The organism is Plantactinospora sp. B24E8, from assembly GCF_039871735.1.
In the GTDB taxonomy this organism is placed as follows: Bacteria; Actinomycetota; Actinomycetes; order Mycobacteriales; family Micromonosporaceae; genus Plantactinospora.
This window is the reverse complement of sequence record NZ_JBDPMH010000010.1, coordinates 184,170-198,060: the sequence shown is the minus strand read 5'-3', so window position 1 is coordinate 198,060 and position 13,891 is coordinate 184,170. Positions and strand designations below refer to the sequence as shown.

Below are 13,891 nucleotides of genomic sequence, written 5' to 3'. Positions count from 1 at the left end.
GCGGCAGTGCGAATAGTGGAGGTCGTCACCGGCGGCACCGGGAATCTCCGGCAGCGGCCCACCCCACACGACGGAAGCGGAACGTATGTCCAGCGACACCCAGACCCTCCGGAATCCGGTCACCGACTACCTGGCCGGACTTGACGAACCGCTGCGGGAGATCGGCGAGCGCCTGCACGACGTGATCAACGCCGCGCTGCCCGGGACGACCGGCGCGATGTGGCACGGCCACCCGACCTGGAGCCTCGGCCCGAAACCCGGACAGCGACCGGTCTGCCTGCTGAAGGCGTACGGGTCGTACGTCACCTTCGGGCTGTGGCGGGGCCGGGAGGTCGACGACCGGTCCGGACGGCTCGTCCCCGGCGCCCGTCAGATGGCGTCGGTGAAGCTCACCACCGCCGAGGAGGTCGACACCGACCTCTTCACCGCCTGGTTGCGGCACGCACACGACCTGGAATCGAGGTAACAGATGTTGCGGGTGAAGGCATTCGACCATGTGGTGCTCCGGGTACGGGACGTCGAGCGTGCCCTGGAGTTCTACTGCGGCCGGCTCGGTCTGGAGCCGGTCCGGGTCGCCGAGTGGCGGGCCGGCACGGCCCCGTTCCCCTCGGTACGGGTCAGCCCGGAGACGATCCTGGACCTGGTGGTCAGCACCGACGGCGCGACGCTCGACCACATCTGCCTGGTCGTCGAGCCGCTCGACTGGCGGGAGGTCGTCGACTCGGGAGTGTTCACGGTCGTCGACGGGCCGGGGACCCGGTTCGGCGCCCGGGGCGACGCGCAGGCGGTCTACGTACGGGACCCGGACGGCAACACCGTCGAACTGCGCTGGTATCCGCAGGACACGCCGTCCTGACGACGCCCCCCGATCAGCCGCCCAGGGTACGGCCAAGCAGGTCGAGTAGCCCGTGACCGTCCTCGACGACCCGGTCGGGCGCGCAGTCCGACAGCGGGCGCGCCCGACCGGTACGCGCCGAACGCATCAGCACCGCCGCCCCCGCGCCGGCCCGACGGGCACAGCGGATGTCCCGGTCCGGCATGTCGCCGACGAACCAACACTGCTCCACGGGTACGTCGACCTCCCGTGCCGCACGCCAGGCCAGCTCCGGGTTCGGCTTCCGCAAACCCAGCTCGTCGCTGTAGAGCTGGACCACGAAGAGGTCACCGAGCCCGGCGGCGGTGAGGAAGTCCCGATGCGCGGCACCGCAGAGCGCGTTGCTCACCACGGCGAGCGGCAGCCCGGCGTCCGTCGCCGCCCGCAGCGCCTCGGGAATGCCCGGTCGCACCTCCCAGTCGTCGCGCCACGACCAGGCATAGCTGAGCGGGGTCGCCTCCCGACGTACCGCCTCCCGGGCCGGCTCCGGCCAGTCGACGGTCACGAACTCGCCCCACACCTGTTCGTGTCCGAGTTCCACCGGTCTCGGCTCGGCGCTGGCCGCGTGCCGCCACTCGGCGTACCGTCGGGCACCGTCGAGCAGGTCCTGCCCGATCCGGTCCTCCGGGACAGCGGGTCCGACCAGCAGGTGCAGCCGTCGGACCAGGTCCGGCGGCGCCGAGCGGCGGGCGCCTGGCGGGCGCGGCGGCCCGTCGACGAGTACACCGCCGAAGTCCAGGAGCAATGCGCGCGGTGGACGGAGCACCACCGCATTCTCACCGACCCGACCCGACCACCGGTATCGACGACCCGGCCGGGTTTGCCGCGACGGTCGGTACCCCGCCGGGGATGAATAACCGTCCGGACCCGCCGCGGTCGTGACGGCATGACCGGGCGACGCGCGGGGGCGGGTGGGTCGTACAGTGTGCGCACCCTCGACCAAGGAGAACCTCTTGTCTGAGTCGCCATCGGCGCCGGACTCGCCGCCATCCGCCGCCCCGGGGCCGGTCGGCGGCAACCCTTCCCGGACCGGTACCCCGTACCTGCTGGTCATGCCGGCCGGCGACGGCGCACCGCCGACGATGACCTGGCCGGGCGGCGAAGGCCAGCCGGGTTGGGCCATCCCGGTCACCATCCCGGCCGGGACCCAGGGGTACGCGGTGTTCGTACCGCTGGTGCCGGCCGATGCGGTGGCCGCACCCGGGGTACGTCCGACAGGGACGCCGCCTGCGGGCAGGCAGCCGACCGACCCGCAACCGGCCGACCCGCAACCGGCCACGCCCGACGGACAGTCAGCCGGGACGCCCCAGCCGGCCGAGGCGGCCCGAGCCGCCGAGACGTCCGGCGGGACGTCATCCGTCGAGGCTCCGGCGGCGAAGCCGGCCCCCGACACGTCGCCGACCGGGGCCACGGCTGCCGGCACGCCACCGACCGGGGCCACCGCCACGGCCGCCGGCACGACCGCTCCGCCGCCGGCAGAGGCCGGACCGACCGGGGTCCCCGCCGCCCCGCCACAGAGCACTACCGCGCCACACAGCACCGCCCCGCCACCCGGCACCGCCCTGCCACCGGGCTGGCCGGCAGCGCCCGGATACGCCCCAGCCCGGCCGTACCACGTGTCGCTCGGCCCGCCGCCTCCGTCCTTCCTGCAGACCCGCTGGCCGGGGCCGAAACCCGGCCGGGGCTGGGCGGTGCCGGCGGCGGTTCTCGCCGGAGCGCTCGGGCAGGCACTTTTTGTCCCGCTCAATCGCACCGGAATCGGCTGGCTGCTCGGCTGGCTCGCCCTGACCATCGGAGTGGTCGTCGTGGTCCGTCGGCACACCGCCGCACTGCCGCGCGCCGAACGGTGGGTCCGGGCCGGCTGGGCGGTCGCGGCGCTCGCGCTGCTCAGCGTGCTCGCCTTCCGCAACGCCTGGTGGCTGGTGACGTTCTGCGTTCTCGGCGCGCTCGGCTGCGCCGCGCTGGCCATCGTCGGCGGCCGGCTCGTACGCTCGATCCTGTTCAGCCTGGTGGCCGCTCCGTTCGCCGGATTCCGGGGCCTGCCCTGGGTCCGTCGCCACGTCCGCGTCACCGCCAGTCCCAGCGCGACCCGTCGGATCGTCGGGTCGGCGGCGGCGACGGTGGTCGTACTCCTCGTCTTCGGCGCACTGCTCTCCTCGGCCGACGCCGCCTTCTCGGTGGTCCTCGGCGAACTCGCGCCGGAGGTCAACGTCGGTTCGGTCTTCACCTGGCTCTTCCTGCTCGCCGTGGGTGGGTTGATCGCGACCGCCGCGGTCTACACCCTGGCCGCGCCACCGGACCTCTCCACGGTCGACAAGCCGAGCGGACGCCGGCTCGGAATCATGGAGTGGGCTCCGGCGATCGCCGCGTTGACCCTGCTCTTCGGCGGTTTTGTCGCCGTACAGTTCACCGTGCTCTTCGGCGGCCAGCGGCACGTGCTGGAGACCGCCGGTCTGAGCTACGCCGAGTACGCCCGCAGCGGCTTCTGGCAACTCGTCGTCGTCACCCTGCTGACGCTGGCCGTACTGGGCGGGGTGACCCGGTGGGCCCGACGTGACCGGCCGGTCGAACGGCATCTGCTGCGGATCCTGCTGGGCCTGCTCAGCGCACTCAGTGTGGTGATCGTGATCTCCGCGCTGTCCCGGATGTACACCTACCAGCAGGTGTACAGCTTCACCGGGGAACGCATCTTCGTGATGGCGTTCGAACTGCTGCTCGGCGCGGTCTTCCTGATGGTCCTGGCCGCCGGGATCCGCTGGCGCGGCGGCTGGATCCCCCGGGCGACCGTGGGGCTCGTCGTGCTGATGCTGCTCGGGCTGGCCGGACTCAACCCGGAGGACTACGCCGCCCGCCGCAACATCGCGCGCTACCAGGAGACCGGCAAGATCGACGCCTGGTATCTGCGGGCGCTCTCCGCGGACGCGACGCCGGCGCTGGCCAAACTCCCCGATCCGGTACGCCGCTGCACGCTGAGCTGGATCGCCGACGACCTGGCCGACCCGGACCCCTGGTACGCCTGGAACCTGGGCCGGCTCCGGGCCCGGCAGACCCTCGACCGGCTGGGCCCGAACGCGGTCGGCGGTCAGCGGGACTGCCGGGCAGCCGACCAGTTCGACCTGCCGAAAACCCGCCGGTAAGTCACGGGTGGTCCACCGCCGCTGCCGTACCGGAGCGGACCGGGACTGCGGTACGCCCGCGGACGGGACACGTTCCGGCCACCGCGACACACCTCCGGTGGGCGCCGTTAGGTCGGTCGGAAAACGGGTAGCCGACCGCTCGGTCCGGGTTCGTCGAGCCGGACCGCCGGAGACCCGCGCCGCCGGTCCGAGGGCGTGGCAGAGCGAGGATGACCGCCGGATGGTTCAGCTGCTGGGAAACGACCGGTCCGGGAGGTGCCGTGTGCGCCAGCCCGATTGAGGAGTACGCCCTCCTCGCCGACGGCCGCTCCGGCGCGCTGGTCGGTCGGGACGGGTCGGTCGACTGGTGGTGTCCGGCCCGGTTCGACGGTCCGTCGGTCTTCGCCCGCCTGCTCGACAACGACAGCGGCGGCCACTGGTTCATCCGGCCGGACGGCGAATTCGACGTCGAGCGCCAGTACCTCGACGGCACTCTGGTGGTGCGGACCGTCTTCACCACGCGGGACGGCTCGGTGGCGATCACCGACGGGCTGGCCCTGGACGCCGAGGCCCGCGGCCACGAGATCGGACACTATCCGCCGGGTCTCCTGCTGAGGGAGGTGGAAGGGCTCTCCGGGCGCGTGCCGATGGTGATGTCGTACGAGCCCCGGTTCGAGTACGGCCGGGTGCGTGCCCACCTGCTCCGGCACGGCACGACGATCGTCGCGAGGGCGACCGGCAGCACACTCGGGCTGGCCCCCTCGGTGCCGGTGGACTGCCGCGACGTCGACGCGTCGGCGACGTTCACCGTGGAAGCCGGCCGGCGGGAGACGTTCTCGCTGTCGTACTCGCCGACCTACCACCAGCGGGAGCCGATGGCGGTCGACGTGTCGGCGGCGTTGGCCGACACGGTCGAGGCGTGGCGTTCCTGGTCCGGCGCGCACACCTACCCAGGCCTGTACGCGCCGCTGGTACGCCACAGCGTGCTGGTCCTGCAGGGGCTGACCTACCAGCTGAGCGGCTCGGTCGTCGCCGCGGCGACCACCTCGGTACCGGTGACGGCGGAGGGCCAGCAGACCTACGACTACCGGTACGTGTGGCTGCGGGACTTCAGTCTGACCCTCCGGGCGCTCTCCAGCGCGGCCTGCCCGGACGAGGCGGTCAGACTCTTCCGCTGGATGGCCGAAGCGATCGGTGTGGTGGGCATGGAGCCGGTTCCGATCATGGTCGGTGTCGAGGGCGAGCGTGACCTGAGCGAACGCCAGATCGACGTACTTGACGGATACGTCGAGACTGGTTCGGTCCGGCTCGGCAACGCCGCCTGGACCCAGCGGCAGCATGACATCCTCGGCCAGATCGTGGACGCTGCCTGGCTGTTGCGTCGAAGCCTCGAGCCGCTGCCGGACGACGTACACCGGCTGCTGCGGGACATCATCAAGCAGGCGGCCCAGACCTGGCGGGAGCCGGACTCCGGCGTGTGGGAGATGCGGGAGGAGCTGCGCCACAACCTGACCTCCAAGGTGAGCTGCTGGCTGGCGCTGGACCGGGCGGTACGCTTCGGCACCCGGCTCGGCAGTCCGGCGGAGCTGCGGCGCTGGGCCGCCATCCGCGACGAGATCCGGGAGACGATCCTTCGGGAGGGCTGGAACGAGCGGGTCGGCGCCTACACCGGCGCCTTCGACTCCGACCAGTTGGACGCCTCGGTGCTGGCACTGCCGCTCGTCGGCTTCATCCGCGCCGACGATCCGCGGATGCTGGCGACGGTGGAACGGATCCAGCGGGAGCTGACCGTCGACGGTCTGGTCCGACGCTGGCCCGGCGAACCAGGGGGCTTCCTCGCCTGCTCCTTCTGGCTGGTTCAGTGCCTCGCGCTCGCCGGCGACCCGGACCGGGCCGCCGAGCTCTTCGAGAGCCTCGCCGGCAGGGCCAACGACGTCGGCCTCTTCGCCGAACAGATCGACCTGTGTACGGGTCGGCAGGTCGGAAACTTCCCCCAGGCGTTCTCCCACATCGGGCTGATCGCCGCCGCCTGGCGGCTCACCGAGACGCAGATCGACCGATACTCCCAGGCCGGGAAGGCGACCTCCTGACCCCGGCCCCGCCCGGCGGCGTCACCGCAGCAGCCGGTGCCGGTCCGCCCAGCCGCGTACCGCGGCGGCGATCGCCTCCGGCTGGTCCTCGGGTGCGTGGTGGCCGGCGGGTCCGAGCTGTGCGATGTCGAGACCGGCGACGGTGGCCGCACACCAGTCGACCAGTTCCGGTCCCAGCATCGCACCGGGGCCGGGTACGAAGGCGAGCAGCAGCTTCGGTACGTCGGCGCTCGAGGCCAGCCAGGCGTCGTACCGCTCGACGCGGGTCACGACGTCGGCGGGCTCGCCGCCCAGCGGCATGGCGCGCGGCCACTCCAGCAACGGCCGGCGACTCGCCGGGGTCGGGTACGGCTCCAGGTACACCCGCAGGTCGTCGGCGGAGAGGCCGCTGGCGACGGTGAACGGCAGCATGTCGGTGAGAAACAGGTTCTGTTCGAGGATCATGGTTTCGCCGACACCCGGTGTCCTGATCGACCGGAACAGCTCCCGGCCGCCCTCGGGAAACTCCTCCCACGCCATCGGCTTCACGATCGTCTCCAGGAACGCCAGGCCGCGGACCCGGTCGGGATGCCGGGCGGCCCAGTCGAACGCGAGCGCGCCACCCCAGTCGTGACCGACCAGTACCACCTCGTCCAGGCCGAGGGCGTCGAACCACCCCTCCAGATACCGCGCGTGGTCGTCGAAGGTGTACCCGACGTCGGGCTTGCCGGACTCCCCCATCCCGATCAGGTCGGGTGCGAGCCGGCGTCCGGCGCCGACCGCCGGCATGACGTGCCGCCACAGGTACGAGGAGGTGGGGTTGCCGTGCAGGAAGACGATCGGCTTCCCGGTGCCGGTCTCCCGGTGGAACATCATCGAGTCGAGAACGGGCGTGCGGGGCATGTGCTGACCTTTCGGGAGGTGGAACGGGAGGTTCGTCCGGCCGTGGTGACGCGGTGCGGCTTCACTTCTTCCTGGTGATCGCCTCGCGCCAGATCAGCCCCGCGATGCTGGGCCTGACCTCGGTGGTGATCACCGCCATCGCCCGGTGGACGAACCGGTCGTCGGTGAGCTGTGCCAGCATGCTCGCCGCCAGGTCGGCCCGGGCCGTGAACAGCCCGTCCGCGACGTCCTCCGCGACCCGGTGCCGGGTGACCGTCGGGTGGTCGAACAGGCCGGACGGTCGGGCGATCGTCCAGTCCAGGTCGCTGTTGCGGACGATCTCCTCCATCCGGCGCATGTCCTCGTGCGCGGTGCGGCCCATCCGGCGGTTCACCAGCGGGTCCAGCACGTTGTTGAAGAAGAACTCGCCGGTCGGCCGCCACCTCGGGTCCAGCACGCTGGAGCTGACCGTGACCAACCGTTTCACCCCGTACCGGTGCATGGCCGCGACGATGTTCGCGTTGCCCTGGGAATAGACCGTGACCGGTTTCGGGGAGAGCGGCACCCCGAGGCTGGACAGGACCGCGTCGCTGCCGGCCACCGCCCGGTCGACGGCGGCGGGATCGGCGACGTCGGCGACGACCTCGGTGAGGCCGGCACGGGGTGGGATGGCGTCGGGCCGACGGGTGACGGCGGTGACCTCGTGGCCGGCGGCCAGCGCCTGCGCGGTCAGCTGCCGGCCGGTGGGGCCGGTGGCCCCGAAGACGACGGTACGCATTTCTTCGCTCCTCGCTGTGGGCGTGATCGGATTGACCATGCCGGGCGGGGAGCGCAGTATTCAACCGTGTTGAATAAAAGCCGGGGGCGACCACGAGGCAATCCCGACACCAGGTCCCGGATCGCCGAGGTCGCCCGCGAACTGTTCCTGCGGCACGGCTACCAGGGCACCACGGTCCGGGCCGTCGCCGCCGCGGCCGGGGTGGACCCGGCGCTGATCAGCTATCACTTCGGCTCCAAGCAGGGGCTTTTCGGCCAGTCGTTGAACCTGCTCTGCGTCGGGTCGCCCGCTCTCGTCGAGGCCTTGCAGGGCGACCAGGCCGGCCTCGCCGACCGGCTGCTCACGGCCGTCACGACGCTCTGGGACGCCACCACCCCCACCGAGAACCGGATGGCGTTGCAGGACGACGACACGTTGCACGCCTTCCGGAGCTACCTGGAAAGTGAGCTGCTCGTCCGCATTGCTGAATTTCTCGAGGGTCCGGACGCCACCGCCCGGGCCGCCGCCGGGGTCGGCGTGATCGGTGGTCTGATCTTCACCCGGTACCTGAACCCGATCCGGCCGCTCAACACACTGCCGTCCGCCGAGGTCCGGCGCATCTTCGCGCCGGCGCTGCGCGCCGCCCTGCACCCCCGGCCGCCGGGCCGCACCCCGTCGGTCACGGTACGGCACAGTCGAACCACCGTCGGCCCGGTGCCCCGCTGAGGTTCGCCCCCGGCGGGCCACGACGCCGGCCGACAGCGGTACGTCGACAGTCCGGGCCGGCCCCGCACGGAGCCGGCCCGGACGTCACCGGATCAGACCAGGTCGAACCGGTCCAGTTCCATCACCTTGACCCACGCCGCCACGAAGTCCCGGACGAACTTCTCCCGGGCGTCGTCACTCGCGTAGACCTCGGCGAGCGCCCGCAGCTCGGAGTTCGAACCGAAGACGAGGTCGGCCCGGGTGCCGGTCCACCGAACCTCGCCGGTGGCCAGGTCGCGCCCCTCGAACGTGTTCGCGTCCGCCGAGGTCGCCTTCCACGTCGTACCCAGGTCGAGCAGGTTGACGAAGAAGTCGTTGGTCAGCGACCCCGGGGTCGTGGTGAAGACACCCAGCGACGACTGCTGGTGGTTGGCGCCCAGCACCCGCAGACCGCCGACCAGGACGGTCATCTCGGGCGCGGTCAGGGTGAGCAGGTTCGCCCGGTCGACAAGCAGGAACTCCGCCGGCAGCCGGTTGCCCTTGCCGAGGTAGTTGCGGAACCCGTCGGCGGTCGGCTCCATCGCGGCGAACGACTCGACGTCGGTCTGCTCCTGCGAGGCGTCCATCCGCCCCGGCGTGAACGGCACCTCGACGTCGAAGCCGGCGCTCCGGGCGGCCTGCTCGACACCGACCCCACCGGCGAGCACGATCAGGTCGGCCAGCGAGACCTTCTTACCGCCGGTCTGGGCGGCGTTGAACGTCTGCTGGATCCCCTCCAGGGTGTGCAGCACCCGCGCCAGCTCGTCCGGGTCGTTCACCTCCCAGCTGTTCTGCGGCTCCAGCCGGATCCGGGCACCGTTGGCACCGCCGCGCTTGTCACCGCCGCGGAAGGTGGACGCGGACGCCCACGCGGTGGAGACCAGCTGGGCCACCGACAGACCGGAGGCGACGATCTGCGCCTTGAGGGCGGCGATGTCCCCGGCGTCGACCAGCTCGTGGTCCACCGCCGGGATCGGGTCCTGCCAGACCTGCACCTCGGCCGGGACCTCCGGGCCGAGGTAGCGCTGGATCGGGCCCATGTCGCGGTGGGTCAGCTTGAACCAGGCCCGGGCGAAGGCGTCCGCGAACTGGTCCGGGTTCTCCATGAACCGCCGCGAGATCTGCTCGTAGACCGGGTCCACCCGCAGCGCGATGTCGGAGGTCAGCATCTTCGGGTTGTGCCGCTTCGACGGGTCGTGCGCGTCCGGGACGGTCCCCGCCCCGGCGCCGTGCTTGGGCTGCCACTGGTGCGCGCCGGCCGGGCTCTTGGTCAGTTCCCACTCGTACCCGAAGAGGTTCCAGAAGAAGTTGTTGCTCCACCGGGTCGGCGTGGTGGTCCAGGTGACCTCCAGGCCACTGGTGATCGTGTCGGCGCCCTTGCCGGTGCCGAAGCTGTTCTGCCAGCCCAGGCCCTGCTGCTCGATCGGTGCGGCCTCCGGCTCCGCACCGACGTGGTCGGCCGGACCCGCGCCGTGGGTCTTGCCGAAGGTGTGGCCGCCGGCGATCAGCGCGACGGTCTCCTCGTCGTTCATCCCCATCCGGCGGAACGTCTCCCGGATGTCGCGCGCCGAGGCGAGCGGGTCCGGGTTGCCGTTCGGGCCCTCCGGGTTGACGTAGATGAGACCCATCTGGACCGCGGCGAGCGGGTTCTCCAGCTCCCGGTCGCCGGTGTAGCGCTGGTCACCGAGCCAGGTGGTCTCCGGGCCCCAGTAGACGTCCTCCTCCGGCTCCCAGACGTCGGCCCGGCCGCCGGCGAAGCCGAAGGTCTTGAAGCCCATCGACTCGAGGGCCACGTTGCCGGTGAGGATCATGAGGTCGGCCCAGGAGAGGCTCTGGCCGTACTTCTTCTTGACCGGCCAGAGCAGGCGGCGGGCCTTGTCCAGGTTCGCGTTGTCCGGCCAGCTGTTCAGCGGGGCGAAGCGCTGCATGCCGGCGCCGGCGCCGCCGCGGCCGTCGCTGATCCGGTACGTACCGGCGCTGTGCCACGCCATCCGGATCATGAACGGGCCGTAGTGGCCGAAGTCGGCCGGCCACCAGTCCTGCGAGGTGGTGAGCACCTCGGCGATGTCCCGCTTCACGGCGTCGAGGTCAAGGCTCTTGAACGCCTCGGCGTAGTCGAACTCGGTGCCGAGCGGGTTCCGCACGGCGGGGTTCTTGGCGAGGATCTTCAGGTTGATGCTCTCCGGCCACCAGCCACGGTTGCCACCGCCCTGGGTGGGATGGGGGGCGCGTCCGTGCGCGACCGGGCAGCGGGACTCGCCACCCGCCTCCGCGTCATGGACGACCGCCTCGTGGTGCTCGGACATCGGGTTCTCGGACAACGGATTCCTTCCGTGGGCGGGACAGTCGGATCAGGATCTGTCGGTGGTGGAACAGTCGGGGCAGAGGCCCCAGTAGGTGACCTCGGCCTCGTCGAGCGCGAAGCCGTTGTGGTCGGACGGGGTCAGGCAGGGCGCCTCACCGACGGCGCAGTCGACGTCGGCGACGAGACCGCAGGACCGGCACACGACGTGGTGGTGGTTGTCCCCGACCCGCGACTCGTAGCGGGCCACCGAGCCGGCGGGCTGGATGCGTCGCACCAGACCAGCGTCCGTCAGCGTGTGCAGTGAGTTGTACACGGCCTGGTGGGACACCTCGGGAAGCTCCCGACGCACGGCAACGATGATCGCCTCGGTGTCGGCGTGCGGATGTGCGTGCACCGCGTTCAGCACGGCGACCCGGGGACGGGTCACCCGCAGCGCGGCCCCACGCAGCATTCGCGGGACGTCGAGGGTCGTGGACACGCACCGCAGTCTGCTCAGTTTTTTGGAATCAGTCAAGAAAATGGGCGGGATGTCACTGGTGAGCGACGGCAGCACCGCACAGAAGTTCACATTTCGCCAACAGTCGGTCGGCCCACCGCCGCACCACGGAGGTCGTCCGGGGAACGGAGGACGCCCCGGGAGCACGGAGAGCGGTTCCGGGAGGCGCCGCTCCCCGTGTCATAAGTTTCCATTAGCCGCGGCGCAAGAGATTCACATTTCTCCGTCGGGGGTTTGATCCGCCGACGAGCCGGTCCCTACCGTGTGGGTGCGGTGCGCGGGACCCGACGACATCATCGTCGCTTGTGGATCGTCCGACCAGCCGGGTGCCGGAGGACGTACCCGGCACGGCGGCCGGATCTCCGCCGGACCCGAGCCGCAGTACGCCGAAACCAGGAGGTTCACACACATGCGACCGTCGCCCCACGGTCAGGTCTCCGCCCCTTCCGGCCCGCGCCGCCGGATTCTCGCCGTGGTCGCCACGCTCACCGTCTTCGGCGGCCTGGTCGGCGTGACGCAGACCTCCAACGCCGGCACCGAACGGGCCGTCGGCACCCAGCGGGCCCCGGTCGGTTGTGGGCCCACGTCGACGCCGGAAGCCACCGGTACGTCGGAGAACGCCGACGGCGCCGGCGCGGCCACCGGCAGCCCCGCACCGTCCACCTCCCCGGCCGGCACGGAGTGCGCGGAGCAGGAAGGCGGCGCGGACGCGACCCCGACCCCGGCAGCGGGGACCGGATCGCCCGGGACCCCCGCCCCGGACAACGGCCTGGAGATCCTCGGCAACAACTGCGACAACAGCCGGCTCGCCGCGCACACCGGCTTCCAGGAGGGTGAGCGCTGCGTCCCGACCGCCTTCGGCGAACTGGGGGCCGCGGACCAGAACCCGACCCTGCTGATCGCCGACGCCCCCCGGACGGTACGGGAGGGAGAGCGTTTCCGGCTCGTCGTGAGCACCCGCAACCTGGTCCGCGACCGCTTCCTGCCGGCCGGCCGGGGCGGCTACTACCTGGAGTCGTCGTTCCTCACCGGGGACGGCCTGGTCCGTGGCCACTTCCACACCTCGTGCCGGATGCTCACCAGTACCACCACGGCCGCCGAGCCGGCGCCGGTACCGGCGTTTTTTGTCGCCACCGAGGACGGGAAGGGCGGCAGGGAGCCGGACCAGGTGATCGTCGAGGTGCCGGGGCTGCCTGCCGGCCTCGCCCAGTGCTCCTCCTGGGCCGGCGACGGTTCGCACCGGATCCCGATGATGGCGCGGGCCAACCAGATCCCGGCGCTCGACTCCGTCCGGATCTGGGTGCGGCCCGCCGAGAACGAGCCGCCCGCCGACAACGAGCCGCCGGCCGGCGGACCTGGCGGCAACCAGCCGCCGGCCGACGGCCCCGGCGACGACCAGCCGCCCGCCGACAACGAGCCGCCGGCCGGCCAGCCCGACGACGATCAGCCGCCCGCGCAGCAGCCCGACGACGAACAGCAGCCGGGTAACGGGCAGCAGCCCGACGACGATCAGCCGCCCGCGCAGCAGCCCGACGACGAACAGCAGCCGGGTAACGGGCAGCAGCCTGGAGGCCAGAAGCCGACACCGGAGAAGTCGGCGGGGACCACCAAGCCGTCCCCGAAGGCCAGCGAGCCGACGCCGGACAGGACTGACGTCGTCGCGGAGCCACCGGCCCGGCAGACCGACGCCGGCGGTTCGGGCGGCGGGCTGGCGCTCACCGGCACGAACACGATCACCTTCCTGGTCGGCGGCGTCGTGTTGCTGATCGTCGGATTCGCCCTGCTCTACCTGGCCCGCCGACGCCGGGCGGTACGCCGCTGACCCGCCCTGCCCCTCGCTTCGACCGGTACGACCGGCGCTGCGGTCGGCGGCATCCGCCGAGTCCGCTGTGGCTCAGTCCGTCGTCGGGAGGCTGAGCCGGGCCAGTTCGCGCCGGAGGTTGCCCCGGGCGGCCTGTTCACCTCGCCGGGCCAGTGCCGGGGTGTGGAACAGCCGGGGTAGGTCGAGCAGACTCCGCAACACCGCCGACCGGCCGGCCCGGAACGCCGGGTCGGGGACGTGGTCGTACTCGGCCCGGATCGCGGCGGCGTAGCGGTCGTACTTGGCCGCGGGCGAGGCCAGGATCGCGAGGTCGGCGTCGCAGAGCAGGGCACCGTCGGAGTCCCCCGGTGCGGCCCGGTGGCCGGCGGTGAGCAGTACCAGCCGGACCACCTCGGCCACCGCCTCCACCGGAACGCCGAGTCCGGTCAGCAGTTCCGCGGCGAGTTCGGCGCTGGCCCGCTCGTTGGTGTCACCGCCGGCCCGGGGGTCGTAGACCGCGTCGTGGCACCAGGCGGCCAGCCGTACCAGGTCGGGGCGAACGGCGTGCTCCTGCTCCGCGTCGACCACGGCGAGCACGGCGACCAGGTGGTCCAGGTTGTGGTAGCGCCGGTGCGCCTCACCCCAGCGGTCCAGCAGGTCGGCCCCGGCCTCCAGCACTGCCACGTCGCGGATCGCTCCGGCCGCGATCGCCGCCGTCCGCCACCGCGCCAGCAGACCGGTCCTGGTCAACAGCGGCACCTCACCGAACTCGGTCCGCGGGATTCGCGGACGTGAACGAAAACTGGAGGAGATCCGGTACGTCGTCATCCTGACAGTCCTCCGCCAC

General features: G+C 71.9%; 12 protein-coding genes. 6 read left to right on the top strand and 6 right to left on the bottom strand.

Going from position 1 to position 13,891, the window contains the following annotated elements:
• The first annotated feature begins 85 nt into the window (after window positions 1-85).
• Together ABGB21_RS17895 and ABGB21_RS17890 are read left to right on the top strand one after the other, a co-directional pair.
• The gene (locus tag ABGB21_RS17895; protein WP_347653941.1) at window positions 86-466 is read left to right on the top strand and encodes a DUF1801 domain-containing protein; all 381 of its coding nucleotides are present in this window, start codon (window positions 86-88) and stop codon (window positions 464-466) included.
• Window positions 467-469: 3 nt separating this feature from the next.
• Entirely contained in the window at window positions 470-856 is a 387-nt protein-coding gene (locus tag ABGB21_RS17890) for a VOC family protein (RefSeq protein WP_347653943.1), read from the top strand.
• Between the two features lie 13 nt (window positions 857-869).
• On the opposite strand, the gene ABGB21_RS17885 is transcribed toward ABGB21_RS17890, so the two are convergent.
• On the bottom strand, window positions 870-1,640 hold the full coding sequence (locus ABGB21_RS17885; protein ID WP_347678601.1) for an HAD-IA family hydrolase: 771 nt from the start codon (window positions 1,638-1,640) through the stop codon (window positions 870-872).
• A gap of 187 nt (window positions 1,641-1,827) precedes the next feature.
• Between ABGB21_RS17885 and ABGB21_RS17880 the strand changes: the two genes are divergently transcribed.
• Window positions 1,828-4,011, top strand: coding sequence for a DUF4153 domain-containing protein (locus tag ABGB21_RS17880; RefSeq protein ID WP_347678599.1), 2,184 nt, complete (start codon window positions 1,828-1,830; stop codon window positions 4,009-4,011).
• Between the two features lie 260 nt (window positions 4,012-4,271).
• Entirely contained in the window at window positions 4,272-6,080 is a 1,809-nt protein-coding gene (locus ABGB21_RS17875; protein WP_347678597.1) for a glycoside hydrolase family 15 protein, read from the top strand.
• A gap of 21 nt (window positions 6,081-6,101) precedes the next feature.
• Here ABGB21_RS17875 and ABGB21_RS17870 read toward each other — a convergent pair whose 3' ends face one another.
• Both ABGB21_RS17870 and ABGB21_RS17865 read right to left on the bottom strand, forming a co-directional pair.
• Window positions 6,102-6,962: a haloalkane dehalogenase gene (locus tag ABGB21_RS17870; RefSeq protein ID WP_347678595.1), complete on the bottom strand. Its 861-nt coding sequence runs from the start codon at window positions 6,960-6,962 to the stop codon at window positions 6,102-6,104.
• A gap of 61 nt (window positions 6,963-7,023) precedes the next feature.
• Window positions 7,024-7,719 carry an NAD(P)H-binding protein gene (locus ABGB21_RS17865; protein WP_347653949.1) on the bottom strand — a complete coding sequence of 232 codons (696 nt, stop codon included), beginning with the start codon at window positions 7,717-7,719 and terminating at the stop codon, window positions 7,024-7,026.
• Between the two features lie 66 nt (window positions 7,720-7,785).
• On the opposite strand from ABGB21_RS17865, the gene ABGB21_RS17860 reads away from it, so the two are divergent.
• Window positions 7,786-8,424, top strand: coding sequence for a TetR family transcriptional regulator (locus ABGB21_RS17860; RefSeq protein ID WP_347678593.1), 639 nt, complete (start codon window positions 7,786-7,788; stop codon window positions 8,422-8,424).
• Window positions 8,425-8,516: 92 nt separating this feature from the next.
• On the opposite strand, the gene katG is transcribed toward ABGB21_RS17860, so the two are convergent.
• Both katG and ABGB21_RS17850 read right to left on the bottom strand, forming a co-directional pair.
• A complete protein-coding gene (gene katG, locus ABGB21_RS17855; protein ID WP_347654144.1) occupies window positions 8,517-10,748 on the bottom strand; it encodes a catalase/peroxidase HPI in 2,232 nt (743 codons plus the stop codon).
• 45 nt (window positions 10,749-10,793) lie between these two features.
• The gene (locus ABGB21_RS17850; RefSeq protein ID WP_347654146.1) at window positions 10,794-11,198 is read right to left on the bottom strand and encodes a Fur family transcriptional regulator; all 405 of its coding nucleotides are present in this window, start codon (window positions 11,196-11,198) and stop codon (window positions 10,794-10,796) included.
• 454 nt (window positions 11,199-11,652) lie between these two features.
• Between ABGB21_RS17850 and ABGB21_RS17845 the strand changes: the two genes are divergently transcribed.
• On the top strand, window positions 11,653-13,065 hold the full coding sequence (locus ABGB21_RS17845) for an LPXTG cell wall anchor domain-containing protein (protein WP_347653952.1): 1,413 nt from the start codon (window positions 11,653-11,655) through the stop codon (window positions 13,063-13,065).
• Between the two features lie 72 nt (window positions 13,066-13,137).
• Here ABGB21_RS17845 and ABGB21_RS17840 read toward each other — a convergent pair whose 3' ends face one another.
• Window positions 13,138-13,794, bottom strand: coding sequence for a metal-dependent phosphohydrolase (locus tag ABGB21_RS17840; protein WP_347653953.1), 657 nt, complete (start codon window positions 13,792-13,794; stop codon window positions 13,138-13,140).
• Window positions 13,795-13,891 lie beyond the last annotated feature (97 nt).